21 protein-coding genes and 1 pseudogene are annotated in these 25,211 nt (G+C 56.7%); 13 read left to right on the plus strand and 9 right to left on the minus strand.

The window, feature by feature from the left end:
• The first annotated feature begins 23 nt into the window (after positions 1-23).
• From ychF to BMZ23_RS02635, 3 genes are all read left to right on the plus strand, one after another.
• On the plus strand, positions 24-1,124 hold the full coding sequence (gene ychF, locus BMZ23_RS02625; protein WP_093472346.1) for a redox-regulated ATPase YchF: 1,101 nt from the start codon (positions 24-26) through the stop codon (positions 1,122-1,124).
• Between the two features lie 189 nt (positions 1,125-1,313).
• Positions 1,314-2,582, plus strand: a complete 1,269-nt coding sequence (locus BMZ23_RS02630; protein WP_093472349.1) for a tyrosine-type recombinase/integrase — start codon at positions 1,314-1,316, stop codon at positions 2,580-2,582.
• 510 nt (positions 2,583-3,092) lie between these two features.
• The gene (locus tag BMZ23_RS02635; protein WP_093472352.1) at positions 3,093-4,025 is read left to right on the plus strand and encodes an SHOCT domain-containing protein; all 933 of its coding nucleotides are present in this window, start codon (positions 3,093-3,095) and stop codon (positions 4,023-4,025) included.
• A gap of 84 nt (positions 4,026-4,109) precedes the next feature.
• Here BMZ23_RS02635 and BMZ23_RS15355 read toward each other — a convergent pair.
• A pseudogene (locus tag BMZ23_RS15355) lies at positions 4,110-4,238 on the minus strand (integrase core domain-containing protein); the annotation flags it as partial.
• Between the two features lie 254 nt (positions 4,239-4,492).
• On the opposite strand from BMZ23_RS15355, the gene BMZ23_RS02645 reads away from it, so the two are divergent.
• The 6 genes from BMZ23_RS02645 (at position 4,493) to BMZ23_RS02670 (ending at position 8,637) form a co-directional block, all read left to right on the plus strand.
• Positions 4,493-4,765 (plus strand): hypothetical protein, encoded by a 273-nt coding sequence (locus BMZ23_RS02645; protein ID WP_023443657.1) that lies wholly within the window; start codon positions 4,493-4,495, stop codon positions 4,763-4,765.
• Between the two features lie 97 nt (positions 4,766-4,862).
• The gene (locus tag BMZ23_RS02650; RefSeq protein ID WP_093472357.1) at positions 4,863-5,831 is read left to right on the plus strand and encodes a DUF932 domain-containing protein; all 969 of its coding nucleotides are present in this window, start codon (positions 4,863-4,865) and stop codon (positions 5,829-5,831) included.
• A gap of 80 nt (positions 5,832-5,911) precedes the next feature.
• The gene (locus BMZ23_RS02655) at positions 5,912-6,916 is read left to right on the plus strand and encodes a YqaJ viral recombinase family nuclease (protein ID WP_019341806.1); all 1,005 of its coding nucleotides are present in this window, start codon (positions 5,912-5,914) and stop codon (positions 6,914-6,916) included.
• A 91-nt stretch (positions 6,917-7,007) separates the two neighbouring features.
• Positions 7,008-7,907 carry a recombination directionality factor gene (locus BMZ23_RS02660; RefSeq protein ID WP_093472360.1) on the plus strand — a complete coding sequence of 300 codons (900 nt, stop codon included), beginning with the start codon at positions 7,008-7,010 and terminating at the stop codon, positions 7,905-7,907.
• Positions 7,908-7,935: 28 nt separating this feature from the next.
• Positions 7,936-8,433 carry a RadC family protein gene (gene radC, locus BMZ23_RS02665; RefSeq protein ID WP_093473108.1) on the plus strand — a complete coding sequence of 166 codons (498 nt, stop codon included), beginning with the start codon at positions 7,936-7,938 and terminating at the stop codon, positions 8,431-8,433.
• A 12-nt stretch (positions 8,434-8,445) separates the two neighbouring features.
• The gene (locus BMZ23_RS02670; protein ID WP_093472362.1) at positions 8,446-8,637 is read left to right on the plus strand and encodes a hypothetical protein; all 192 of its coding nucleotides are present in this window, start codon (positions 8,446-8,448) and stop codon (positions 8,635-8,637) included.
• Positions 8,638-8,704: 67 nt separating this feature from the next.
• Here the strand turns inward: BMZ23_RS02670 and BMZ23_RS02675 are convergent, their stop codons facing one another.
• From BMZ23_RS02675 to BMZ23_RS02695, 5 genes are all read right to left on the minus strand, one after another.
• Positions 8,705-11,743 carry a type I restriction endonuclease subunit R gene (locus BMZ23_RS02675; protein ID WP_093472365.1) on the minus strand — a complete coding sequence of 1,013 codons (3,039 nt, stop codon included), beginning with the start codon at positions 11,741-11,743 and terminating at the stop codon, positions 8,705-8,707.
• Positions 11,740-12,975: a restriction endonuclease subunit S gene (locus BMZ23_RS02680; RefSeq protein ID WP_093472368.1), complete on the minus strand. Its 1,236-nt coding sequence runs from the start codon at positions 12,973-12,975 to the stop codon at positions 11,740-11,742. Before BMZ23_RS02680 ends, BMZ23_RS02675 begins: the two co-directional genes overlap by 4 nt.
• Positions 12,972-13,973 (minus strand): virulence RhuM family protein, encoded by a 1,002-nt coding sequence (gene rhuM, locus BMZ23_RS02685; RefSeq protein WP_093472370.1) that lies wholly within the window; start codon positions 13,971-13,973, stop codon positions 12,972-12,974. Before rhuM ends, BMZ23_RS02680 begins: the two co-directional genes overlap by 4 nt.
• Complete coding sequence (locus tag BMZ23_RS02690) at positions 13,970-15,550, minus strand: type I restriction-modification system subunit M (protein ID WP_093472372.1); 1,581 nt, start codon at positions 15,548-15,550, stop codon at positions 13,970-13,972. The genes rhuM and BMZ23_RS02690 overlap by 4 nt, the downstream gene beginning before the upstream one ends.
• 72 nt (positions 15,551-15,622) lie before the next feature.
• Positions 15,623-16,507 carry a helix-turn-helix transcriptional regulator gene (locus BMZ23_RS02695; protein ID WP_093472375.1) on the minus strand — a complete coding sequence of 295 codons (885 nt, stop codon included), beginning with the start codon at positions 16,505-16,507 and terminating at the stop codon, positions 15,623-15,625.
• A gap of 161 nt (positions 16,508-16,668) precedes the next feature.
• Between BMZ23_RS02695 and BMZ23_RS15040 the strand changes: the two genes are divergently transcribed.
• The 4 genes from BMZ23_RS15040 to BMZ23_RS02715 all read left to right on the plus strand — a co-directional run bounded on the left by BMZ23_RS15040 (position 16,669) and on the right by BMZ23_RS02715 (position 22,198).
• Positions 16,669-17,853, plus strand: coding sequence for an NUDIX hydrolase (locus BMZ23_RS15040; RefSeq protein WP_218143554.1), 1,185 nt, complete (start codon positions 16,669-16,671; stop codon positions 17,851-17,853).
• 50 nt (positions 17,854-17,903) lie between these two features.
• Positions 17,904-20,438, plus strand: a complete 2,535-nt coding sequence (locus BMZ23_RS02705) for an McrB family protein (protein ID WP_093472378.1) — start codon at positions 17,904-17,906, stop codon at positions 20,436-20,438.
• An 11-nt stretch (positions 20,439-20,449) separates the two neighbouring features.
• Positions 20,450-21,760, plus strand: a complete 1,311-nt coding sequence (locus BMZ23_RS02710; RefSeq protein WP_093472381.1) for an McrC family protein — start codon at positions 20,450-20,452, stop codon at positions 21,758-21,760.
• Positions 21,761-21,988: 228 nt separating this feature from the next.
• Complete coding sequence (locus BMZ23_RS02715) at positions 21,989-22,198, plus strand: hypothetical protein (protein ID WP_090514573.1); 210 nt, start codon at positions 21,989-21,991, stop codon at positions 22,196-22,198.
• Positions 22,199-22,254: 56 nt separating this feature from the next.
• On the opposite strand, the gene BMZ23_RS02720 is transcribed toward BMZ23_RS02715, so the two are convergent.
• The 3 genes from BMZ23_RS02720 to BMZ23_RS02730 form a co-directional block, all read right to left on the minus strand.
• Positions 22,255-23,226: an inovirus-type Gp2 protein gene (locus tag BMZ23_RS02720; RefSeq protein WP_093472384.1), complete on the minus strand. Its 972-nt coding sequence runs from the start codon at positions 23,224-23,226 to the stop codon at positions 22,255-22,257.
• 354 nt (positions 23,227-23,580) lie between these two features.
• Positions 23,581-23,811 (minus strand): helix-turn-helix transcriptional regulator, encoded by a 231-nt coding sequence (locus tag BMZ23_RS02725; protein WP_093472388.1) that lies wholly within the window; start codon positions 23,809-23,811, stop codon positions 23,581-23,583.
• 51 nt (positions 23,812-23,862) lie between these two features.
• A complete protein-coding gene (locus BMZ23_RS02730) occupies positions 23,863-25,158 on the minus strand; it encodes a helix-turn-helix domain-containing protein (protein WP_143069552.1) in 1,296 nt (431 codons plus the stop codon).
• Between the last annotated feature and the right edge of the window lie 53 nt (positions 25,159-25,211).

A 25,211-nucleotide genomic window follows, 5' to 3' on the forward strand; every position in this document is an offset into this window, starting at 1 on the left:
CGGCAACGGTAGAGGACATCTCCATGGGATTCAATTGCGGTATTGTCGGACTGCCCAACGTCGGCAAATCGACCCTGTTCAACGCCCTGACCAAGGCCGGCATCGGTGCCGAAAACTTCCCGTTCTGCACCATCGAGCCGAACAGCGGCATTGTCCCCATGCCCGACCCGCGGCTGGATGCCCTGGCGGCGATCGTCAAGCCGGAAAAGGTCATCCCCACCAGCATGGAGTTTGTCGACATCGCCGGACTGGTTGCTGGCGCCTCCAAGGGCGAAGGCCTGGGCAACAAGTTCCTGGCCAACATCCGCGAAACCGACGCCATCGCCCATGTGGTGCGCTGCTTCGAGGATGACAACGTGATCCACGTCTCCAACAGTGTCGACCCCAAGCGTGACATTGAAATCATCGATCTGGAACTGATCTTTGCCGACCTCGACAGCTGCGAGAAGCAGCTGCAGAAGGTCACCCGCAACGCCAAGGGCGGGGACAAGGAAGCCATCGCCCAGAAGGCCCTGCTGGAGCGGCTGATTCCGCATTTCAGCGAAGGCAAGCCGGCGCGCTCGCTGCTGAAAAGTCTCAGCCCTGAAGAACGCCTGCTGGCCAAGGGCTTCCACCTGCTGACCAGCAAGCCGGTGATGTACATCGCCAACGTCGCCGAGGATGGCTTCGAGAACAACCCGCACCTCGACGTTGTCCGCGCGATTGCTGAGGAAGAAGGCGCGCTGGTGGTGCCTGTGTGCAACAAGATCGAGGCGGAAATCGCCGAACTGGATGACGACGAGGAAAAGCTCATGTTCCTCGAAAGCATGGGCATGGACGAGCCGGGCCTGAACCGGGTGATCCGCGCCGGCTACCAACTGCTCGACCTGCAGACCTACTTCACCGCCGGCGTAAAGGAAGTACGCGCCTGGACGGTCAAGGTTGGCGCTACCGCGCCGCAGGCAGCGGCAGTCATCCACACCGACTTCGAGAAGGGCTTTATCCGCGCCGAGGTGATCAGCTACGCCGACTTCATCCAGTACAACGGCGAAGCCGGTGCCAAGGAAGCCGGTAAGTGGCGTCTGGAGGGCAAGGAGTACATCGTCAAGGATGGCGACGTGATGCATTTCCGTTTTAACGTCTGAACAGAAACTTAGATCCTCTCGGATCTTAATGGACACTAAACCCCTTGAGGAATGCCGCCTCAAGGGGTTTTTCTTATCCAGCAGCGTCCATCAAACCTCTATGCGATCTACTGAACAACCGGGTACGCTACCGGGTACAGCGAAAACGTACCCACCCCATTAACCGGGTACAGCTAGAAAGGAGCAGTCATGCCGCTTACTGACACTGCGTGCCGTACCGCAAAGCCGAAGGAAAAGCCCTACAAAATGACTGACGGAAATGGGCTCTACCTTGAGGTGAAGCCCAACGGGGTCAAGGCATGGCGCTATAGATTCGAGCTAAGCGACGCTGGTGCCAAGAAAGAAAGCGTGTTCGCCATCGGGGATTACGTGATCGCTCCAAAGGGCGAAACGCCTGAGCAGACGGAGGACCGCCGCAAAGGGCGTCGATTTACTCTTTCGGAAGCCAGAGAAGAGCGCATCAAAGCACGCTCACTGGTCGTACAAGGCATCAATCCAGCCCATCACCGCCAGCAAGAGCGAGTCAAACGCGACTACGAAAAGGCCATCACCTTTGAAGCGGTCGCGAAAGAGTGGTTGGCTCTGAAGGATTGGGAGGACATCACAAAATCCAGGCGACTCAGAATGCTGGAGCGAGTTGTCTTTCCAAAGATCGGCAGCCAGCCGATCAAGGCCATCACCCCCGCCCACATTCTTGAGGTGCTCAAAGGAGCAGCCCAGGACAATGGGCCGTCCGTTGCCGCTGAGGCAAAGCGAACCATGACTGGCGTGTTCGAATTGGCGATCTCGACGCTGCGCGCCACCAGCGACCCTGTGCATCCGGTTCGCAAAGCGCTCCCAGCCAACAAGACGCAGCACAAGCGCCCACTATCCACAGATGAAATTGGCCAGCTACTGCACGATGTCGAATCCCACGGCGGGCGCCACGAAACGCTCTGCGCGTTCCGCCTTATGTGGCTGACTCTGTGCCGCCCAAGCGAAGCAGTAGAAGCTCAATGGTCGGAATTCGACCTAGAAAAGGCGCTTTGGAAAATCCCTGCCGAGCGGATGAAAAAGCGCAAGGAGCATACGAATCCCCTGCCCCAGCAAGCGGTAGAAATGCTGCGAGGCCTTCATGCCATTACCGGAAAATACACCCATGTCTTTCCGCACCGAGACGTACGTACTCGGCCAATGGTTTCCGCATCATTTCGCCAGATGCTCAACGTCTTGGGCTGGGCCGGCAAGTACAGCCCGCATGCCACGCGCACGACAGGCAGTACCCGACTGAATGAAATGGGCTTCTCAGCTGACTGGATCGAAAGGCAGCTCGCCCACATCGAACCCAATGCAGTTCGCCGCACCTACAACCATGCTGAGTACCTAAGTGATCGGGCAGAAATGATGCAGAAATGGGCTGACATGCTGGATGCATGGAAGAAGGCAGCACTAGCTACATCGAATGCTGCCGCTCAATAATGACAGACGGAACAAGTACGTTTTAGACGACTGCTTCCGGCCGATTCTGTTGAAAAAGTCCCTCTACGATTTCTGCGTGCGAAAGTAGGCCGCTGACGTTGAAATCTGAAGCAGCTCCGCACCGAGTCTGCTTCAGAATTCGCGTAGCAACGCCAAAACCGTGCGTTTTTTGAACGATTGAAAGCGGCTCCAGCAAAGACCGCCTTTTTCAACAGAATCGGCCAGAAGCTGCCGTTCACGACAAAGCCCCAACTAGCACCATGTGAAAACTCATTTCGTCGCGGTACTCAAGCCTCCAGCAGCGATGCTTTTTAAAAGAGGTGAAAATCGCTGCTCTAACTAGCATACTCTGTATCTCATTCGCCCTGCGCTTGAAGACTGGTGTACCTAGTACGAATCTAAGTTGTTCAAGACGTCGCCCTCTAGCAGCTTCAGCGCGTCGCTTGGAAAAAACCAGTCCCCTTTTCTGAACAGTACGCTCAAATTTAGGTCGGATATTGGAGAGCCTGTATGGACAGTTATTTCAAAAAGATGTTGAAGCCAGCAGTCTGGCTTTTGGGTAGTTTCTTTCTATGGTTGGGGGGCCTTTTATTAGTTATTTCATTCCCATTGGCGATTGCATCTTTTTTCGTGGCTGATCTTTCTCTGCCACTATGGGAAAGCATCCTGAGTGGAGCTCTTGGTCTCGCGTTTGCGCTTCCTGGATGGTGGTTGGTTAAAAATTCGACCGCAGTCTCCGAGAAGCTTTGGAATAGCGCCGAGAGACAGCAAACCGCGGGTTTTCGGCGGCTAATGAAACTCGAGGAATCAACCAAAATCGGAATGAAGAAGGCCTTAAATGCTCATTCTAATATGAAGTCAAAAGCTGCTAAGCAACAGCTTCTTCTTGAGGATATCGCTGCCCGAAGTAGCGGTCGCGACCTGAAGGTTGTTGTTCAAGGGGGCAGCGGCTGGGAGCAGCTTTCGGGTAAGTCGCTGGTGCTTAGCTTGGCCACGGACATCCTGTATCTCACCGATCTTGATGAGCTCCAGGAGTACTTGATTCCATATGACAGTATCACTGATCTCGGCATAAGCGGTCCTGGAACCCTCACGAAAGGAGGTGGAGCTATGGGAGGTGGCTTTGGCGTTGAAGGTTTTCTGGCAGGTGCAGCGGCAGCTACCATAATCAACATGCTCACTACTCATACCACCACTAAAACCATTGTTAGAATTTCTAGCAACCGACAAGAGCTATTCTTGTTGTCTTCTACTAAAGATCCTGAAGAGATGCGGCAGTACTTGTCTCCAATATATACCCGCTTGCCCCCAGCTGATTCGAGACCCTATTTGACTGGTAAGAGTAATGTTGTACAAGAGTTGATAAACCTGAACGAGCTACGCCAGTCTGGAGTCATCAATGAAGATGAGTTTGCCGCATTGAAAGGCCGTCTGCTTCAATAGATTGCAGCCCTTTCGTTATCGAGAGCATTGGCAGGCTCTGATCTTTCACCGGAATTCCCCCCCGGCTCAATGATATTTCTCACGTTACGCCGCCCTTCGAGCGACCTCAACTAGCGGCAAGTAGTTCAGTGAGCTGTGCGGTCGAACTTGGCTGTAATTTTCCCTCCATAAATCAATTTCCGCCCGGCCCTCATCCATCGTTCTGAACCAAGACCGATTTTTGACATTTGAATCGCTCCTAGCTTCGTAAAAAAATCCGAGCTAAAAGTGCAGACATGTTGTCATGTCTGCTTCTGGCCGACTCCGGCCCGTTGCTCCATTTGATACGCGCCTGAAAGCCGGCCATTCGATTCAAAAAAATCTCACCCACACATTACTCCAATGACATCACCACCAAGAAGGTCCACCTCATGTCATTGCAATGCCCTCGCTGTCGCTCACCCAAAGTCGCTTCCTTCCACCACGCCATGAAAATAGCCGCTGCTGTCGGCACGGTCGGCGGTGCCGCTCGTGGCATCAGTGCTGCGCTGGCTGGCGGTCAAGCGGGGGCGGCTATTGGCGCTATTGCCGGCCCTGTCGGCATTACCGTCGGCTCAATCTCCGGGGCCATCCTCGGCGGACTGGCCGGCGGCGTCGGTGGCTGCGCCCTCGGCGCTCAGCTTGGCCACAAGCTTGATCGCCACGTCCTGGCTAACAACCTTTGCCTGCTCTGCGGGCATCGCTTCAATCTGCCGACCTGATCAGGCGGCTCCACTCTCTTTCTTTTCTCTGACTCCCAGCCGGTGCTGCGCTCTGCGCAGCGCTTTATGCCGGCGCGCACCCAAAGGAATCGTTCTCATGGCTCATCTCATCGAAACCATGGCTTATGCCGGAGCTACCCCTTGGCACGGTCTGGGCAACAACCTGCCGCAAAAACAACCCATTGAGGTCTGGCAACGTGAAGCTGGAATGGACTGGCAAATCCTGGAAAGCCCCGTTCATTTCAAATCGGACGCCATCGGCCACCTCGGTACGATTCATTCCTTCCCTGAGCAGAAGGTGCTCTATCGCTCGGATACCAAAGCCCCGCTGTCAGTGGTCTCCAAGCGTTATCACACCGTGCAGCCACGCGAGGTACTGGAGTTTTACCGGGATCTAACCGAGGTCTCCGGCTATGAGCTGGAGACAGCCGGCGTGCTCAAGGGTGGGCGCAAGTTCTGGGCGCTTGCACGCACTGGGCAAGGCACGGCGATCAAGGGTAACGACCAGGTCAACGGCTACCTGCTATTGGCTACGTCATGCGACGGCACCTTGGCCACCACCGCAACGCCGACCACTGTTCGCGTGGTGTGCAACAACACCCTGACCATCGCCCTGGACGGAACCAGCCGAGCCATCAAGGTGCCGCACAACACTCGCTTCGATCCGAATCTGGTGAAGAAGCAGCTCGGCATCGCCGTCTCGCAATGGGACGACTTCATGTACCGCATGCGCCATCTGGCTGAGCGCAAGGTGCAGTGGCATGAGGCAATGGGCTTCTTTATGAACGTCATGTGCGAGGTCAGTCCGACCGGCCAGCTTCCTGAACAGCTACCCAACGAACGCGCCCTGCGCAAGGTTCAGGAGCTGTACGAAGGCCGTGGCCGGGGCAGTCAGCTGGAATCGGCAAAGGGCACCGCCTGGGGCCTGCTGAATGCCGTGACCGAATACGTAGATCACGAACGGCGTGCACGCAGCACCGAGTACCGGCTTGATTCAGCCTGGTTCGGCCAAGGCGCACAGATCAAACAACGCGCCCTGGATACCGCTCTTCAGCTCGCTGCCTAACCCCCGTCACCCCATCTCAACCGTATCGCCCGGTCAGCTTCGCGCTGGCTGGGCGTTTTTATGTCTGCAAGGTGAACAGCATGAAAGCAACCTCATTGAACCGCAGTACCAGCAAACCCCGTCCGGCTTTGCGTCTGATCAGCACCAAGGAATTGCCTCGCGAAGATTGGCTGGCAGTCCGCAAGCAAGGCATCGGCAGCTCCGATGCAGCCGCTGCCGTCGGCCTCAACCCCTACAAATCGCAACTGGAACTGTGGCTGGAAAAGACCGGGCGAGATACCGGATTGCCGAAGACCGATCCTGATGATGAGGACAGCCCGATGTACTGGGGCAACGTCCTAGAGCCCATCGTGGCCTGGCATTACAGCAAGCGCACCAAGAACAAGGTCCGCCGAATCAATGCCGTGCTGCAGCACCCGGATCCAGAGCTGCCCTGGATGCTAGCCAATATCGACCGAGAAGTAATCGGTGCCGACGACGTGCAGATCCTCGAATGCAAGACAGCCGGCATAAACGGGGCACGCCTCTGGAAAGAGGGCGTGCCCGAATATGTACAGCTACAGGTGATGCACCAGCTCGCCGTCACCGGGAAGCAGGCTGCTGATGTGGCGGTTGTGCTCGGAGGGCAGCATCTGGAGATCCATCGCATAGAGCGGGATGAGCAGATGATTGCTCGCCTGATCGAGCTCGAACGGCGCTTCTGGCAGTACGTGGAAACCGATACCCCACCCCCCGCCGACGGCACAGCTTCCGCCGAGACCGCCCTGCGCTGCCTTTTCCCAACGGATTCGGGCGAGACCGTGGATTTCAGCGGTCATGCTGGATTGTCAGCGGCCTACATTGAGCTCAAAGCACTGCGCCAAGCGATTGCCGATAAGGAAAAGCGTGAAGCCCAGCTCAAGCAGATGCTGCAACAGGCCATGGGCGAGGCCAGTCGGGCTGAGTTCACCAACGGGTACATCAGCTGGCGTAAAGCCAAAGACAGCGTCGGCTTCGACGTGGCCCGGCTACTTCAGGAGAGACCGCACCTGAAAGCCAAATACTCGCTGGTTAAACCCGGCGCACGGCGCTTCCTGGTCGGCTGATTCCAACCTCATTTCATCACTCCCTCCCCTTGGCCAGCCCATGCAGTTCGCGCTGCGTGGCTGGCCTTTTTTCATTTCCAGGAGAGCAACCATGCTCAAAGGTCTGGCTATCACCCCGCCTGTGCTCGGGCGGATTTCCATCGGCAAGGTCATCGAGAAAAACGGCAAGCGCCTGCCGGAAAAGGATGATCAGTTCACCATCACTTCCCAAGTACAGAGCCGCGACGGATGGCTGGTGCATCCGCTCAATGATGAGCTGCGCCAAGGCAAAGACAAGCTGCGCAGCATCCCAGTACGGCTGCTATTCAACGAGCCGGAACTGAATTTCCGCGCGGATTACACGCTGTTCGACCGGCAATCGGGTCGCCCTGTTTGCGTAGGCAATGGCGAGACCTGCAAGCGGGTTACCCAGGACGGCATGCAGTCTCTGCCCTGCCCTTCACCGGACGCCTGCCCAATGGCAAAAGGCGGTGCCTGCAAGCCCTATGGCCGACTGAACGTGATCATCGGCGATGAGGATCCGCTGGGCAGTTTTGTGTTTCGCACCACTGGCTTCAACAGCATCCGCACACTGGCGGCTCGCCTGCATTACTTCCAGGCCATATCGGGTAACCGCCTGGCCTGCCTGCCGCTGGAACTGCGTCTGCGTGGCAAGTCCACTCGCCAGAGCCACGGCACACCGATCTTTTACACCGACCTGACGGCACGTAGCGGCATGGACATAACTGAGGCGCTGCGCTTGGCCAGCGAGCTCGATGAACAGCGGCAAGCGGCGGGCTTCGATCAGAACGCGCTAGACGAAGCGGCAAAGCGCGGTTTCGGCAACGGCGCCTTCGAGGACAGCGAGGAAGACGTCGGCGCCATCGTCGAGGAGTTCTTCCCCGCTGAAAGCAGCAGCGATGAGCACCGCTCTAGATCCACCACTCACCCCTCGGGCAAACCCAGCCTGGCTGAAAAGCTGGAAGCCCAGCACCAATCCCTGAATGCCTGAGCTGACCACCCTGCCAAAGGAGCTGATGATGAGACTGCACAAAATCAAAGCCGGCGAGACCGCTGGCACTTACCTGATCGAATCACCGGTCACCGAAGCCGACATCCTGCTGATTGCCAAACAGCTGGCCAGCTTGCGCCTACGCCGGGGACGACAACTGACCGCACCACGGGATGTATTCAGCCACCTGCAGGCCTTGCTGGAGGCCTATGAATACGAGGTCTTCGCTCTGCTGATGCTGGACAGCAAGCACCGGGTCATTGCGTTCCACGAGCTGTTCAGGGGCACCTTGGATGGTGCAAGCGTCTACCCCAGGGAAGTCATCAAGATTGCCTTGGAGCACAACGCCGCCGCCATGATCCTGGTGCACAACCATCCCTCCGGCGATCCCGAGCCCAGCCAGGCGGATCGTACGCTGACCAACAAACTGAAGGAGGCCCTGGATCTGGTCGGAGTGCGGACGTTGGATCACATCATCGTGGGCCATGAAGGCTGCGTGTCGCTGGCGGAACAGGGCTACCTGTAGGAGACGAACAAGATGAAGCTACTGCTACGAACCTTCGTTGCCGTGTTCGTGTTTGCCGGCATCCTCGCGGGTTGTCTGGCGATGTTACTGCTGGTGATTCTGATGGTGCGTTTTCCGCCGCTGCTGATCGCGGTGGTGCTGGCGTGCTGGATCCTCAGCAGGCTGCTATCACCCAAGAAAATCCATCACCATGAACCCAAATAAAAACAGCATGAGCAGTCTGAGACTGCTCATGCCGTTGGTTCGCTCATTTCTTTTTTCTCTCTCAGCGTCAAACCAGTCCGAAATAGCGTTCGAAAAACACTGCCAGCTTGCCCAGCACTGTCTGTTTCTTGGCTGCATGACCATTGCCCTGCGAGAACCGCGATACCGGCGGCAGAATCTTGGTGATAGCCGTGCCGGCCGTGGGGATGGAGCCGTCACGGAACGCCTGTTCGACGAACTCGCGCGCCGCTTCGCCGTTGAGGTTTTCCTCCGTGATGATGCGCTCCAGTTCCTCGGTCTTCTTGGCCGCCATAAAGCTCTGCCATTGGGCGTCCACCTTGGCCCTGGTGTTCACCGACTCCACGAACTGAACGATGAGATCCTTCTTGTTGCGCAGGCTGGGGCTGGCATTGATGGCGCGCTCGATGGTGGCGCGGATTTCCTTGTCGTCGCCCGAGCCCTTTTTCTTCAGGTACTGCTCGACCAGCAGCAGGATGTAATCGACGTTGATTTCCACCTGCTTGATCAACTCGATCTCGAAGACAACGTCGTCGTTGATCGATTCCTTCTCCGCTTCGGACGTGGTGCGGAACTCGGCATACAGGTTCAGATAGACGCTCTGGTAATCCTGATACTGCCGCTCGCTGAGAATCTCGTTCCCGGCAAAATCGTCGAAGGCCGTCAGGATATTTTTCAGCCGCAGGATCGAACCAAATAGCTTGATGAATGCCTTCTGCGCCGCTTCGCCGACGATGGCCTGCCCCAGCGGGAATTTGTCGAGCAGCTCGCCGACTCGGGCCTGGTATTCAGCGTAATACTCGGCATAAGGCTTCAGCAGCACGATGCCCTTGGCGTCCTTGTTGCCGAACAAGGCCAGCGCATCGTTGGTTTCCTGCTCCAGGTTGCGGAAGGAAACGATGTTGCCGTAGGTCTTGACCGAGTTGAGGATGCGGTTGGTGCGCGAATACGCCTGGATCAGGCCGTGCGCCTTGAGGTTCTTGTCCACCCACAGCGTGTTCAGCGTGGTGGCGTCGAAGCCGGTCAGGAACATGTTGACCACAATGACCAAGTCCAACTCGCGCTTCTTCAGACGCTGCGACAGATCCTTGTAGTAGTTCTGGAACTTGTCCGCCGAGGTGTCGAAGCTGGTGGCGAACAGCGCGTTGTAATCCTTGATCGCGGCATCCAGAAAGTCCCGCGAGCTCTGATCCAGCCCCTCAGCCTCGAACTCCTCCTCGCCAAGCAGGCCGTCTTCGTCGTCCTCGTTGGCGGCAAAGCTATAGATCAGCCCAACCTTGAGCCGCTCAGCATCAGGCAGCCCCTGCTGCTGCGCAGCAAGTTCCGCGTAGTACCGCTTGGCCGCATCAATCGAGGCACAGGCAAACAGCGAGTTGAAGCCCGCCACCCGCTTGCCGTCATGGCGATAGGTGCTGGCGCGCTTGGTCTTCTGATCGAAATGCTCGCGGATATAACCGACGATCTGGCTGATGCGCTCCGGCGCCAGCAGGGCGCGCTCGGTGTCGATGGCCGAGACCTGCTTGTCCTTGATCCGCGCCTGCATCTTGAGGGTATTGATGTAGTCGATGCGAAACGGCAGGACATTCTTGTCGTTGATCGCATCGACGATGGTGTAGGTGTGCAGCTTGTCGCCAAAGGCCTGCTCGGTGGTGCGACGCAACGGGTTGCCGCCGGTTCCCGAGTTCTTCGCAAAGATCGGTGTGCCGGTGAAACCGAACAGGTGGTAGCGCTTGAACACACGGGTGATTTCGCTGTGCATGTCGCCGAACTGGCTGCGGTGGCACTCGTCGAAGATCACCACCACATGCGCGTCGTACACCGGGTGCTTCTTGTTCTTGGCCACAAAGCGCGAGAGCTTCTGAATGGTGGTGATGATGATCCGCGCGTTTGGGTCTTCCAGCTGCTTCTGCAGCACCGAGGTCGAGGTATTGGAGTTGGCCGCGCCTTTCTCGAAGCGCTCGTATTCGCGCATGGTCTGGTAGTCCAGATCCTTGCGATCCACCACGAACAGCACCTTGTCGATGTCCGGCAGGCCACGGGCGAGCTGGGCGGCCTTGAAGCTGGTCAGCGTCTTGCCCGAGCCCGTGGTGTGCCAGATGTAACCACCCGCCGCCACAGTGCCCAACTGGCGGTGATTGGTTGAGGTGGCAATGCGCTGCAGGATGCGCTCGGCGGCAACGATCTGATAAGGGCGCATCACCAGCAGTTTGCGATCCACATCAAACACGCAGTACTTGGTCAGCACGTTCAGCAGCGAATGCTTGGCGAAAAAGGTCTTGGTAAAGCCCACCAACTCGGTGATGGGCTGGTTGCGCGCGTCGGCCCACCAACTGGTGAAGGAAAAACTGTTGGAGGTTTTGCTTTTGCTGCGCTTGCCGGACTGCTCCTTCAAGTGCCCGTCGCGCACGGTGTTGCTGTAGTACTTGGTCAGCGTGCCATTGCTGATCACAAACAGTTGCACGTACTCGAACAGGCCGCTGCCCGCCCAGAAGCTGTCGCGCTGGTAACGGTTGATCTGGTTGAAGGCTTCGCGGATGTCCACGCCACGGCGCTTGAGCTCGATATGCACCATCGGCAGGCCGTTGACCAGCACCGTTACATCGAAGCGCGTGGCGTGCTTGCCGCCGTGCTCGCCGGTCGGCGTTTCATACTGGTTGATCACCTGCAAGACGTTGTTGTGGATATTGGCCTTGTCGATCAGATAAATGTTCTTGCTGCTACCATCATCGCGCTTCAAGACCTGGACGTGGTCCTCCTGCAGGCGCGCGGTTTTTTCCAGAATGCCGTCATTGGTGCCCGCAATGCAGGTGGCGAAGAAGCCCTGCCACTCGTTGTCAGAAAACTCGATCTTGTTGAGCTGCTCCAGCCTGGCCCGCAGGTTGGCGACCAGCTCGGCCTCCGAACTGATCGGCAGGTACTCGTAGGCCTGCCGCTGCAGTTGTTCGACAAAAGCACTCTCCAGCGCCGCCTCGCTCTGGTAGCCGGTCTCGCGCACACCCAGCGCATCCGGCAGAAACTCGGCCACCACGGTGCTCTCGTTGGAGAGTGCAATGGCCTCGTAGCGGTAGGGCTGGATCTCAATGCTCATGCGGCTTCCTTGAATGTGAGCAAACGGTCGCGGTAGTAGGCGTACTGCCGACGGCGAGCGGCGATCTCGGCAGGCAGACCGACTGAGATGTCATTTACCAGTGCATCGAACTTGTCGAGGATGGCGACGATGCGTGCCTGCTCCTCAAGCGAGGGAACAGGGATGGTCAGCTTGGCCAAGCTTTCTGAGGACAAGCGCTTCACCTTGGCTCGGGCGACAAACTTGTTCTTCTCCGCGTGAAACGCCGTGGTCTGGAAGTAATAGGAAACGAACCGAGGGTTCAGCGAATGTCGGAAGGCAAAGCAGTCATCATGAATCGCCACTTCGTCACGACCGAGCCAGGCCACCGCCTTGCCCACATCCTCAACCGTCTCGCCCACGCCAGCGATTATCAAATCGCCTGGCTGCGCAAAACGGAGCGACGAAGCCATATCAGCGCGCACATGTGAGACCGTCTTTTCGGTAGCAGTGCCGTACTGCGTGTAGATGTCGCCATAGTGGATACACGGCACCCCGTCTTCGACGTAGTCAGCCTTGGTAAAACGCCGACCTCGGAAGAACTCGCCGACCTCGGCCATCGCGGCCCAGCGAATATCTTGATCGCTGAAAGCGAGCAAGGCGTCGCGGTAGTACTTGTACTGCCAGCGACGCGCCTCAAGCTCCGCCTCAAGCTCCGCCTCAAGCTCCGCCTCAAGCTCCGTAAAGGCGTCAAGCACTTTCACGATTTCGCGCTGAATTTCGAGGGGCGGTAGCGGAAAACGAAACCTCTTGAATCCACTCATTTCTACCGAAGCAAAATTCGATGTAGTTGTGTTATTGCGACACCACTCTCCGAGTACAAAGCAGTAGTAGAAGGCAAATTTCATGTCTAGGAGAGAAGAAAATTCAGGCTTCAGCGCGAGTGAAGTGAACCTTTGGTTCGAGAGGTGTGGAACGGTGATGAGCGCATGCTCACCAATCGTGGCAGAGGTCGCCATGATGATGGCGTTGGCAGGAAAGAGCTTCCCCCCCTTCACTGCTTCTTCAGTGACTTGCTGGAGCGACTCGTCCAAGATTCGGCCGTTTTCACGGATATCCTCCATTCGAAACCAGGGTATGGTTCCCGCGGCCCAATAGGACTTATTGGTCGTCGAGGGCGTATAGCCATTCTTCGTGTCAAAGAGCTCTTGGAGTTCCAGGAACGCCACCCCCTCCGGGCAAAGCTCATTGATCAATGCATCGATCCGGCTCATGGCTTTTTCTTCCCGGTGATTTTCTTCTGCACCGTCTTTACGATTTCCAGATAGGCCGCTTCCACCTCGCTCGGCTGCTCGTTCAACTGGGCGCGGAACTTGGCGTATTCCGTTTCGGCGTGAGCAATGGCCTGCTGGTGGCTGACTTTGCCAGCGCCTTCCAGGGCCTTGCCGCCCATGGCCAGAATCAGTTGCTCCAGGTGCGCGAGCCAATCCTTCATATAGGTCGGCTCATGGTTCATGGCGCGGAACTCGGCGGCATCGAAATAGGCCGAAACCAGCGTATTCAGGCGTTTGAGTTCGTCGGCGTTAAGGTAATTCTTGGCATTAGTGACTTCGGCCTTGGTGGGCTGCTTGCCACTGAAGGACAGCAGGCCCATGAAGGGCTTACCGGCATCGGCACGCTGCCTGACCACTTCCGCCGCCGTCTGACCGTGGGCCGCGTAATGCAGCTTGTTCTGCACGGCCTTGAAGAACACCACACTGGCTTCGGCCTTGGGGTCGTAATCCACGCTGGTGGCGTACAGGTCGAGCACCTGACGGTAGAGCACCTTCTCGCTGGAGCGGATATCGCGGATGCGATCCAGCAGTTCTTTCCAGTAGCTGCCGCCGCCCAGGTTCTTCAGGCGCGCGTCATCCATGGTGAAGCCCTTGACCAGGTATTCGCGCAGGCGCTCGGTGGCCCAGATGCGAAAGCGCGTGCCCTGCTGCGACTTGACCCGGTAGCCGACCGAGATGATGACGTCGAGGTTATAGAAGTTGGTCGGCTTGGTAGAAAATTCGGAAATTCCGATTTTTCTCATCACCTGCTCCGGCACCAGCTCGCCTTCCTCGAAGACGTTCTTGATGTGCTCGTTGATGGTCGACTTGGCCTTGCCGAACAGCTCCGCCATCTGCTCCTGGGTCAGCCAGACCGTATCGCCGTCTAGCCGTACATCGATGGCGGTTGCATCGCCACGTTGGTAAAGAATGATTTCCCCTGCTGGTTGCTCGCTCATGCCTGGCCTCCTTCCAGATCCGCAACGATGGCGTCGATCTGCTTTCGCAACTCCGTTTGCCGGGCAACGATGCCGCTGATTTTTTCGTTGAGCTCGCGAATATCCACCACTTCACTGGTGTCGGCCTGTTCGACGTAGCTGGAGACGGCGATGTTGTAGCCGTTGGCGGCGATGTCACCGTTCTCAACCATGCGTGCGAAATGGTCGATGTTCTGGCGACCAGTGAATGCGTCGAGGATTTTCCGCTGGTGATCGAGCAACATCTTGTTCTTGTTGCCGCTGCGCACGAACAGGCTGGAGGCGTCGATGAACAGCGTGGCGTTGTCGCGCTTGGACTTCTTCAACACGATGATGCAGGTCGCGATGGTGGTGCCGAAGAACAGGTCCGGCGGCAACTGGATAACGGCATCGACGTAGTTGTTGTCGATGAGGTACTTGCGAATCTTGGCTTCCGCACCGCCGCGATAGAGCACGCCGGGGAACTCGACAATGGCAGCCGTGCCGTTAACTGCCAGCCAGCTGAGAATGTGCAACGTGAAGGCCAGGTCGGCCTTACTCTTGGGTGCGAGCACGCCGGCCGGAGCGAAGCGCGGGTCGTTGATCAGCAGCGGGTTGGCATCGCCATCCCATTTGATCGAGTACGGCGGATTGGAGACGATGGCCTCGAAGGGCTCGTCATCCCAGTGCGCTGGATCGGTCAGCGTATCGCCATGGGCGATGTTGAACTTCTCGTAGTTCACGTTGTGCAGGAACATGTTGATCCGGCACAGGTTGTAGGTGGTTAGGTTGATTTCCTGGCCGTAGAAGCCCTGACGCACCTTGTTGTGGCCCAGCACCTTGGAGAAGCTGAGCAACAGCGAGCCGGAGCCGCAGGCTGGGTCATAAACCTTGTTGACCTCCTTCTTGCCCACCACCGTGATGCGGGCCAGCAGTTCGGAGACTTCCTGCGGGGTATAGAACTCGCCACCGGACTTGCCGGCGGTGGAAGCATACATCTGCATCAGGTATTCATAGGCGTCGCCGAACAGGTCGATGCTGTTGTCGGCAAAATTGCCCGAGCTGTTGCCCAGCGGCAGATCGCCGATGGCGTCGAGCAGCTTCACCAGCTTTTCGTTGCGCTTGGCAACGGTGGGGCCGAGCTTGCTGCTGTTGACGTCCAGGTCATCGAACAGCCCTTTGAAGTCATCCTCGCTACCAGCGCCCAACGCCGAGGCCTCGATGTCCTTGAACACTTGTGACAGGGTCTCGTTGAGGTTCGGGTCATGGCGGGCGCGCTTGCGCACATTGGCGAACAGGTGCGACGGCAGGATGTAGAAGCCCTTTTCCTGAACCGTTTCGTAACGGCCCACGATAGCGTGGGCGTCTGCCAAATCGCTGTAGTCAAAATCCGCACTACCCGCGCGGCGCTCCTGTTCGTTGAGGTAGTTGGTCAGGTTCTCCGAGATGAAGCGGTAGAACAGCATGCCAAGAACGTAGGTCTTGAAGTCCCACCCATCGACGCTGCCACGTAGGTCGTTGGCGATGCGCCAGATGGTTTTGTGCAGTTCGGCGCGTTCAAGATCTCTGGTGTTGCTCATGGGACGGTAATCACTCTCAGTTTTCGTGTCGCCGGATGACTAACGCATCGCGGCGTGTATGTAATCGTTCGCTCAGGTCGCTCGGTAACCGGGCGCCAGCACCGCTGTTTCCACGCCGTAGAGCAGCAGGGGATCTTTCAGCCAGAGGCGGTACTCCGGATCACGCAGCCGATGATCTGGCGAACAGTCGACGCTCCATTTGCGCAGTACGTAACCCGCCGTGGCCCCGCGCAGCCTCAGGCGCAGCACACCGTCTTGCATGGCGTAATCCATGGCGGTGATGTCCGGATGCGGCTGGTCGGGGTGTGGCACCAATTCGACCTCCAATATCCGGCTCCACTGGACATCCTGCTCCGGTCGCTCGTGCTCGGCGACGGGAGACTCCATCAGCAGCTTCGGCCGCCTGATGCGCGTGACCACGAAGTCCCGAAATGCACCGCGCTTGCGGTCATAGCCGCGCACGTGCCAGCGCAAGCCCGTATCGATGAGGGCAAACGGCACGATCTCCCGCTGGGTCTTGCCGCTGCCTAGGGAGTAGTACTCCACACGCAGAGGGCAGCGGTGGTAAATGGCACGAGTCACGATACCCAGCGTATCCAGATCCGGCTGGGTAAGACGCCCGGACGTTACGCAGGAGATTCCCGGCGCACTGCTTGCCGGCTCGCCATCACCAAAACCCTCTGCCAGCCAGGCCAGAACCCGGTCAGCAGAGAAGGTGAAGATCGGCCGGAACTCCTTGGTCGGCGTGTAGATTTTGCTGCTGCGGTCATAGGCCAGGTTGTTGCCGGCGAGCTCACGATAGGTGGCGAGGTCACGGGTGGCGGCCGCCGTTTGAATGCCGAAGCGCTGAATCAGGTCCTGCCGGCCTATCTCCCCCACGAATCGCAGGCGCAACTCCAGGTAGGCCAGGCGATCGCGCTGGGCTTGCGTTAGTTGCGAGAGAGCTTCAGTGGTCATTCTTGGACTGGCCTTAGTTAAAGCCGGGACAGCATAAATTGCGATCACAACACCCGCAATTAAAAATCACGAACGCACCATTTACAGATCATTTTGATTCGTAATAGCCTAAGGCGATCTTCGGGCGCCCCGCTGCCCGACCCACAAACTCAGGGACGGGCATGTACATGTGGCTGTTTACCAAATTCGGCTTCTTTTCAGTCGTGAACAAGGGCGATAACGATGAACTCACGGTGCGCAGCCGCACCAAGAGTGATCTGGACCGACTCCGCAATCACTATCTGCCCTCGCTTTCGCCCTCCCGCGCTCACGAAGGCACCGACTACCCTTGGCGGGCCACCACATCATCCACCGCCTTGGGCGAGGCAATGCGCGTTATTGCGCAGGACATTGACTATGCGAACTTCAAGGACGAAGTAGCACTTGGCCTAGGGAAAGATCGTGCCAAGCGCTACGGCAAAATCCGGTCGGCGCTTTACGATATGCCGGATGATCTGCACGAACCCCAGCCCGACGGATTCGAGGGCCTACCCTGGCAAAAAAGCTCCAGCACCGGCAAAGCAGTGGCCTATGGCGGCGTGGTGATCGACCCCAATGGCTACCTGCTGATGCGCGAGGTAAAAAACCACTTCGATGGCTATGTGTGGACATTTGCCAAGGGCCGCCAGGAAAAAGGAGAAAGCCCAAGGCAGACTGCACTGCGCGAAGTCCGCGAAGAGATGGGCATAGATGCCACCATTCTCTCAGCCATACACTGCGAATTTGCTGGCGGCACCACGATCAATCGTTACTTCCTGATGCTGACAGACCGTGGAACACCAGACCTCACCTTTGGGAATCGGGAGACTGAGCGCCTGATCTGGGCAACTGCAGAGGAAGCCAAGCGACTGATCGCGCAATCAACCAACACTAAAGGGCGACAGCGTGACCTTGCCATTCTTCAGGCCGCGCTGGCTCTTCTACCCGCCGAACCACCACTCAAACGCGCCATCGCCCGACGAAACGACTGGCAAAGCAAGTTCATGCCTGCTGCGCGAGTAACCGTGCCTCTGGAAACTCGCTATTCGCTTCAGGAAATGGCCACAATCATCCGTGGTTCCTTGCCCAACAGCCAGGATGACAAGTGGTTCATCTTCTACGAAGACGGCGTGCTGCACTGTCACCGCAGCTGGACAGGTATCTGCATTTTCCGAGTTCACTTCAGGCCCTGCGATAGCGGCTGGCAAGCCTGGCAAGTGGAAATCAATCGGCACAGCGGACAATACACAGCAACCGATGAACGCGAGGATCTTGCGCTGCTGGATATGCTCATTGAGCAACTGCTGATCTTTTGCCCCGCAAGCTGACCCCAATGGTTCTGCTAAACCATCCGAATTACACGCAAGGCGAAAGCACAATGAGCGATTTTCAAAAAGAATACGCCCTGTGGGATGAATTTCTGTCTATCTGGCCTGCCTCCCGATTGGCCAGCATGACGCTGGACGAATACACCCAGGCAGGATCGAAAGACAGCTTCACCTATTGGATCGAATCACGCCTCGATGAACTGGGCAGCATCTGGGGTGGCTCGTCTTTCAAGTTCGGCGTGTTCTCGCGCAAGGACACTGAAGACAAGGGTTCGGACACTAAGCTTTCCTACTCGGAAACACACGGCTGGTATTCATCGCTTGGCACATCAGCCGAGGCTGCTTTCGACAAAGTCCGGAGTTTCGTAGCGCAGGTGGCGGACTGGGCCGCCAAAGGCGATCTGGACGCCATCGAGTCTTTTGAGCATCTGGGCGAGGCTTTTAAATGGAAGATTGCCTTCCACTACCAGGAGCGGAAGGCGCCAGTGATCGTCGATATTTTCAAGCGTGCGCCGCTGGCAGTGTTTGTTGGCGGTACCGCAAGTCAGCGCATGGCCACGCTGCAGAAGGCCACACTGGCGAAACGCCCAAGCGACCTTGGCATTCTGGAGTTCAGTCGCCAGGTATGGGAGGCCTGGAGTCTGAAAAAACTGGCTATTTGGAAGCTATCGCACGGGCTAAACGACTTTTCCGCCGAAGAGCGCAGGCAGTACCTGCAGGAAGAGCTGGGCGTGATGCATAGCGATACCGCGAAGGGCCAGGCCGAGAGTTTCCAGAAGGCGCCAGCCGGCAGCTTGTTCTACTTGTGCCACGGAAATGAAAGTCTTCAACTGGTCGGACAGTTCATCTCTGATCCTGCACCATGCTTGAAAGGGGATGGTTGGCTACAGCGCCGCTACAGGGTGTTGAAGCACGGCATCAAGCATGGTGGCTTTCAAGGCAGCCAGAAAGGCTGGACGCCCAACTACCGCTCCACCTTCAAACAAGTGCCCGCTCACGATCTGCCGGAGTTCGAGAGTGATTTACTCAAGCCGTTTTTCGGCACCGATTTAGCTGAACTGGCCGCATTGGCCGGTGACCCCATCGAGGATGTCAGCCCCCTCGCCGCAATCCAGTCATTGCCCCCAACCTCTCAGGTAAAGCATGTGGCCAGCAAACCCGTCGCAATCTGCTCCAACCGCATCTACTACGGGCCGCCCGGAACAGGCAAAACCTTCACGCTGATGCAGCTACTCAAGCACGACTACGAGGAGCATGTGGCCTCGGTCAATGCAGATGAATGGCGGGCTCAGATTATTGCTGAAAAGATTGCACCGCTGACCTGGTGGGAAGGTGCGGCCGCTGCGCTATATGACCTGAGGGGCAAAGCCAAAGTACCAGAGCTAGCAGGACACCCCTTCATCAAAGCCATCGCTAGCGCAAAAGGTCGTACCAGCGGCATAAAGCAGACACTCTGGGGCACACTTCAGCACCATACGGTTCTGGAGTCAGCAACGGTCAACACGAAACTTCGCCTGGAACCTGCCATTTTTGATAAGTCGTCAGACTCGGTGTGGCAATTTGCGGGAGCCTCTCAAGACATCTGCTCGGACATCTTCACGCTTGTCGACAAGATCAAGCAGGGCCCCGTCCCCGATACAGGCGAACAACTGCAACGCCATAGCTTCGTCACCTTCCACCAGTCTTACGGATACGAGGAATTCGTTGAGGGCTTGCGACCAGTACTCGCGGACGATCCGATTGATGGCGACGCTGAAACGGGCCAAGTGGCTTACAGGATCAAAGACGGAGCATTCAAGGAGCTCTGCCGCCGTGCACGCAACACACCTGACAAGCGTTTCGCGATGGTCATCGACGAGATCAACCGCGGCAATATCAGTAAGATTTTCGGCGAGCTGATCACGCTGATCGAGGCCGACAAGCGAGACCCACTCGATGGGACTCCACCGCCGACTGAAGTGATCCTTGCATACTCAGGAAAGCCTTTTTCAGTGCCAGCCAACGTAGACATCATCGGCGCGATGAACACTGCGGATCGTTCACTGGCTCTGCTGGATACTGCACTGCGCCGCCGTTTTGATTTCGTACCGCTGCTACCCGACACTCGCGCAACTAAATCACCTGATCAACCACACAGCGCGCCGCTGGCGGGATTGATAGTAACCACGGGAGCAGGCGCGATCGACGTGCGCCGGATGCTGGAACGTATCAATGAGCGAATCGAAGCGCTTTACGACCGTGATCATTGCATCGGTCACGCCTACTTCACTCATTTGTGGAGCAAGACGGATGGCCCAGAAAGATTCGACGCACTGGCCGACACGTTCCGCAATCGAGTTCTTCCCCTATTGGAGGAGTACTTCTTCGAGGATTGGCGCAAGATTCGCTTAGTTCTAGGCGACAACCAGAAACCCGACGCTTCCCAATTCATTACAGAGAATGACTCACATGAGCAGGATCTGAGCACTCTCTTTGGGAGCGATCACGGATTGGATAGCTATACCACCAAGCGCCGCTACCTATCGCAGTCCTCGGCTTACAGCGAACCAGCCGCCTATTTCGGCATTTACCAAACCTCGACCTGACAGGTACGGAAATGGCGGGCATTACGATTTTCGAGTTCGACGCCATGGCGGTTTTGCCGTCCGGCTCACACGATATGGTTGGGTTGCACAGGATCTCTGCCGATGTTTTTGCCTGGCTGGAGACCCAGGCATTACGCAACGCAGAAGCGGGCGAGTCGACCTGGCTGCGCCTGACTCAACGGCACGGCCTAAGGGCCATACAGGTTAAAAGCTTCGTGGGCGTGATTCGCTGCCCCGACGGCTTCCAGATTGAAGTGCTGCCTAAGCTGGGTAAAGCCAATGGCGAAGCAGATGCGCGACAGCTGCTAATCGAGATGCTGTGTTGCCTCGGTAGTTTTCGCCACATTCAAACCAATAGTGCCCAGTTACAAGCTCGCCGGATGCCTTTGCTAGAGGTGTTCATCGCTGAGTTTCTGCGAGCAGTAGATAACACCGTGAAGCGAGGCCTGCGCAGCGATTACCGCGCCCAGCAAGACAATCTGTTCGCTCTGCGCGGCAAGCTGAATATGGCACAGCATCTTCGTCTCAACCTATGCCGTCGTGACCGGTTCTATACCGAGTTCGACGAGTTTTCGCTCAACAGACCGGAAAACCGCCTACTGCATACAACCCTAAAGCGCGTATTGAAGTGGACTGCCTCGCAAGCAAACCAGCAGCTAGCACGAGAGCTGTGTTTCGTTTTCGCCGAAATTCCCACATCCGACCAGATCAACGCGGACTTTGGTCGGATACGGCCAGATCGAGGGATGGCTCATTACGACGCAGCAATGGCTTGGGCCCGACTGATTCTGCTAGATGAGTCACCCCTCACTGGTACGGGCCAACATTCCGCGCCGTCCCTGCTCTTTCCGATGGAAGCGGTCTTTGAGGCTTTTGTCGCGAAACATCTTGCCCGACAACTCAACTCAGGTCACGACCTGCGCCCCCAAACACGCAGCCTGAGGCTTGTACGACATAAAGAGCAGGACTGGTTTCAGCTCAAGCCTGATCTGCTGGTACAAACTGCCAAAACCAATCGCTTGGTGCTCGACACCAAGTGGAAGCTGGTTGATGAGCGGAAAGCCAATAGCAAGGAAAAGTACGGCTTGAATCAAAGCGACTTCTACCAGCTACATGCTTACGGCCAGAGCTATCTCGACGGAAAAGGCGATGTGATCCTGATCTATCCCAAGACCGAAACCTTCGGTCAGGCCCTGACAGTATTTAGCTTCCCTAAGTCCCCCGACCTGCGCTTGTGGGTTCTACCGTTCTGCCTGAGCACTAGACAGATGCACTTACCGCAATGCGGCAGCCTCGCTCCGTTTTTCTCATCGGTCACCTGAGCAGTCATAACTTAAACAACCGGGTGCCCCCATGATCCGTCACTACCTTGCCGGCCTGCTGCTTGGCTTCACAGCCACAGCAAACGCAGCTGATACCTCCAGCTGTTACGCAATTTCTGAGGCTGATGCTAGGAACTACTGCCAGGCTCTCGCGCACAATGACCCCGGTCGCTGCTATGCGATTCAAGACTCTGCGATGCGCAGCCGTTGCCTGGCTGAGGCCAGGCAATGAGCACCGACGAAATCAGAGAGCTTCTGCTAGACCTGCAAAGGCTCGCTTTGGAGACGGAGCAAGCAGAGCAGGCGATTCTGCGCAAAGCCAAGGAGCGTCTGAGCCAACTGCCTGAGGCACCATCCAGCGAAACTGAAAGGCGTCTGCTTCGAGGGGTGTTATATCGAGCGGAATCGGCACTAGGGCTGAAAAATCAGATCGAGTAGGACACTTCCAGGGCGCATGACTGCGCCATGCAGATTCCCTGGTTCAGCAGCACGAATTATCGCCGACGAACACGGTTCAGAGCCCCCTTACGCAGGCAGCGTGCTCCCGCAGGCTTCAAGCGCAGGTGCTGATCGTCCTTGACCAGGTACTTCATCGCGAAGTGCGTACGAGACCGTTTGGACTGATCATCCCTCTGGATCAGACCGATACCGCATTCGTCACCATACCCCTCCTTGTTGTGGTTGCAGCTGTGGGCATAACCCTGACCACGAGTGACCGCCTCCCACAGCTCGCTGATCTCAATCGCCTTCCAGACATCCCGGCACACCTGGTTGCCATTGAAGAAGTAGGCTGCATGGATGTGGTATCCCCTACCATCATTCCGATCCCCTTGCTCCACTGAGTACGTGTAGCCGATCAGGTGCTCGAAAGTCAGGTGACGGCTGTGCTCGTAGATCAGATCATCCAGGTGATCAAAGACTCGCTCGACTCGAAGTCTGGCCTGAGCTTCAGGTCGGTAATACAGATCCAGTCTGATGACCGTTGTGCGGGAGTACAGGCTCATCACAGCATCCGTGTACGCCTCCATTTCCCTCGCCTGCTGCTTGGCCAGCTCTCGTCGATCCCCTGGCCTGCGTCGATACCGTTGCTGACGAGTCAACTCTCGGATCCGTTCGGTCAGGACGTTCATGCTCTGTTGATGACTGAGCCAGTACGTACCCGTCTCACTCATGCAGACAGGGCCATTGGGTGAGCGCTGAAGGCTGATGTCTTGACAGGCCTCCCAGAACGCTTGCAGGTGCTCGCTGTAGCCGTACTCCACACGCGCATCGAAAAGGTCGTACATCTGCCGGATGTTGGTGAAGTAGCGGGAGAGCCTGGTCTTTTCGACCTGCTCATAGCCTGAGCGTTTATGCGTGATCCGGAATGCGGGTGTATCGCTGTGTTCGATAGCCTGGACGAGTGATTCGATCTTCAGGGCTATGTCGGACTGGGAGAGGTGGGTGTTGAGCTTGCGGTTGTTCATGGCTGAGTACCTAGTTGGTTATGTCGCATACCAGGTACGTGGTGTGTTTCTTTTTACTGGTCTTCTTTCCCTCTGGTGGTAGTCAGCGGTGATAGGTAGTGGTGGTTACTATTGGATAGATAGAGTAGATACTTAATGGCTATTGAATATTGGATATTGATATATCAATAGATGCAGTCCTGCCGATGCCGACCATCCCGACCAGGCCGGGCAATGGGGAGCAACATTACCCGGCCTGGCGAGAGATTTTCCGCATTGCATTCTAGGAGAGTTAGTTGAGAGCCCAGCACCCTGAGCTGCGGCATAAACGCCATGACCAGCCGAGGCCAGTCATGGCGCGATGGTTAGTCCTTCCTAGCAGGCCATGCTCAGATGACCGACTGAGAGAACGGGTGCGCCTCCAGCGAGGTCCCGCTCTTCAATTCTTGCCAGGATCCAATCGTGCACCTCGCTATCGACCCAGCCGACGCAGCGGTCGCCAAGGGATACCGGTTTCGGGAAGGTGCCTTCCGAGATGTGCTTGTAGATGGTAGACCGGGCAAGACCGGTCGAGTCGATGACTTCTTTCAGACGGATGATTCGCATGAGCAGGCTCCTCTGTGGCTCAGAGGATGTGCGGGGGAAGTAAAAGATTACTTACGCTCTATCCCTTGACCGAGTCAGCAAGCCCAATTCGTAACGCTCACCAATAGGGATCTCAGCTTCTTCGCGATACAACTCGCAAACGCGCGGAGTCACGTATTTAATAACCAAGCAACTAGCCTGGGGTATGAGGGAGCGCTCCATTAGAAGCGTGGTAATCCTAGCCTTATCCTTTTTCTTCGGAGCAGGAATAATCTGGATGCGCGTGTTACAAGTCCCACCCGAAGGCATGCGCATAAGTATCTTCCGGATCCATCGAACGTTTTCCAGCGCCAACCAACCTATATGCTCGATCACTATCGCCCAGTCAGATTCATTTATAGCGGTGCCAGCACCAGCGCTCCCGTTAGGCCTCTGAAAGTCAGAAGCGATCATCTTCTCCAGTGATTTAGCCATTTCGGGGAAGTCAGGGTTAGAAAGCTCAACCCAACGATTAGAAAGAAGGAACGACGCGTAGGCATCGAGCCGCATGCAAAAAACGTTGAAGGCCTGCTCCTCAATAGCACGTAGATATCGCTCTACAACAGGCAGAGCAGTAGCACATACTGCTTCGCGTTGATTCCACCCAAAATCCTTAAGCGCCAAGACGGAACAAACATCTCTGCCGAGCCCAAGGAATGGATGATTCAAATTCAAAAAGTAGGTCGTGCTAAGCTTGACCCCCACGAATAACGTGTTCGATGCTCCCGGAACGTAGCTTCTAATTAACCCCCGAGCCAAAAGCCCCTGCAGCTGCGATTTAAGCCTTACCCCGCCCATACCGGTTATCTGCCGAAGCTGCGACGTGGTAACGTCACGAACGACACCAAGCTCATCGGCATAACTGAATAGCACAGCAAGCAGCCATCTGCTACTAGCACTAGGCTGATCAGCCTTACTTTTGCCCGGTGGTTTTTTTAAGCCAATCTTTTTTTTCGCACAGTCGCCTTGATCGTTTTTCTCATTTCTTTCAGAAAGGAGATTCTTGATAGCCTGAGCGCAGACGGACGGACAATTTTCTCCATCCAGCTCACTCAGGTGAGCCCGGAGCGCCGCTGACAACTTGTAAGTGCTTGAAGGGCGCCCTCTGCCAGTCGAAACCTTATCAACAACCAGATATGCCTCAGCCGCCAACTTTGAAACTGCCCGCGAGACCACGCGCAGAGAAATACCTAAACGCTCAGACAACTCTCGCAAGGTCATTCGCAACGCTTCATAGCCCTCAAAATGCATCACAAAAGAGGCCAAAACGAGACGCTCTTCAGGCGACAGTCCTTTTTCTTCGCTCCGGAATAGACGCAGACAGGGCATTCGAACACCGATTTTAGATCAAACAGCTACCCTATCTCTTCTGTTTCCGTTAC

The sequence above is a fragment of the Halopseudomonas yangmingensis genome, from assembly GCF_900114825.1.
Classification (GTDB): domain Bacteria; phylum Pseudomonadota; class Gammaproteobacteria; order Pseudomonadales; family Pseudomonadaceae; genus Halopseudomonas; species Halopseudomonas yangmingensis.

Excerpts from the sequence above, each read along its gene's own strand:
- ychF (WP_093472346.1), top strand. The coding sequence starts at position 24 with ATGGGATTCAATTGCGGTATTGTCGGACTGCCCAACGTCGGCAAATCG.
- BMZ23_RS02630 (WP_093472349.1), top strand. The coding sequence starts at position 1,314 with ATGCCGCTTACTGACACTGCGTGCCGTACCGCAAAGCCGAAGGAAAAG.
- BMZ23_RS02635 (WP_093472352.1), top strand. The coding sequence starts at position 3,093 with ATGGACAGTTATTTCAAAAAGATGTTGAAGCCAGCAGTCTGGCTTTTG.
- BMZ23_RS02645 (WP_023443657.1), top strand. The coding sequence starts at position 4,493 with ATGAAAATAGCCGCTGCTGTCGGCACGGTCGGCGGTGCCGCTCGTGGC.
- BMZ23_RS02650 (WP_093472357.1), top strand. The coding sequence starts at position 4,863 with ATGGCTCATCTCATCGAAACCATGGCTTATGCCGGAGCTACCCCTTGG.
- BMZ23_RS02655 (WP_019341806.1), top strand. The coding sequence starts at position 5,912 with ATGAAAGCAACCTCATTGAACCGCAGTACCAGCAAACCCCGTCCGGCT.
- BMZ23_RS02660 (WP_093472360.1), top strand. The coding sequence starts at position 7,008 with ATGCTCAAAGGTCTGGCTATCACCCCGCCTGTGCTCGGGCGGATTTCC.
- radC (WP_093473108.1), top strand. The coding sequence starts at position 7,936 with ATGAGACTGCACAAAATCAAAGCCGGCGAGACCGCTGGCACTTACCTG.
- BMZ23_RS02670 (WP_093472362.1), top strand. The coding sequence starts at position 8,446 with ATGAAGCTACTGCTACGAACCTTCGTTGCCGTGTTCGTGTTTGCCGGC.
- BMZ23_RS02675 (WP_093472365.1), bottom strand. The coding sequence starts at position 11,743 with ATGAGCATTGAGATCCAGCCCTACCGCTACGAGGCCATTGCACTCTCC.
- BMZ23_RS02680 (WP_093472368.1), bottom strand. The coding sequence starts at position 12,975 with ATGAGCCGGATCGATGCATTGATCAATGAGCTTTGCCCGGAGGGGGTG.
- rhuM (WP_093472370.1), bottom strand. The coding sequence starts at position 13,973 with ATGAGCGAGCAACCAGCAGGGGAAATCATTCTTTACCAACGTGGCGAT.
- BMZ23_RS02690 (WP_093472372.1), bottom strand. The coding sequence starts at position 15,550 with ATGAGCAACACCAGAGATCTTGAACGCGCCGAACTGCACAAAACCATC.
- BMZ23_RS02695 (WP_093472375.1), bottom strand. The coding sequence starts at position 16,507 with ATGACCACTGAAGCTCTCTCGCAACTAACGCAAGCCCAGCGCGATCGC.
- BMZ23_RS15040 (WP_218143554.1), top strand. The coding sequence starts at position 16,669 with ATGTACATGTGGCTGTTTACCAAATTCGGCTTCTTTTCAGTCGTGAAC.
- BMZ23_RS02705 (WP_093472378.1), top strand. The coding sequence starts at position 17,904 with ATGAGCGATTTTCAAAAAGAATACGCCCTGTGGGATGAATTTCTGTCT.
- BMZ23_RS02710 (WP_093472381.1), top strand. The coding sequence starts at position 20,450 with ATGGCGGGCATTACGATTTTCGAGTTCGACGCCATGGCGGTTTTGCCG.
- BMZ23_RS02715 (WP_090514573.1), top strand. The coding sequence starts at position 21,989 with ATGAGCACCGACGAAATCAGAGAGCTTCTGCTAGACCTGCAAAGGCTC.
- BMZ23_RS02720 (WP_093472384.1), bottom strand. The coding sequence starts at position 23,226 with ATGAACAACCGCAAGCTCAACACCCACCTCTCCCAGTCCGACATAGCC.
- BMZ23_RS02725 (WP_093472388.1), bottom strand. The coding sequence starts at position 23,811 with ATGCGAATCATCCGTCTGAAAGAAGTCATCGACTCGACCGGTCTTGCC.
- BMZ23_RS02730 (WP_143069552.1), bottom strand. The coding sequence starts at position 25,158 with ATGCCCTGTCTGCGTCTATTCCGGAGCGAAGAAAAAGGACTGTCGCCT.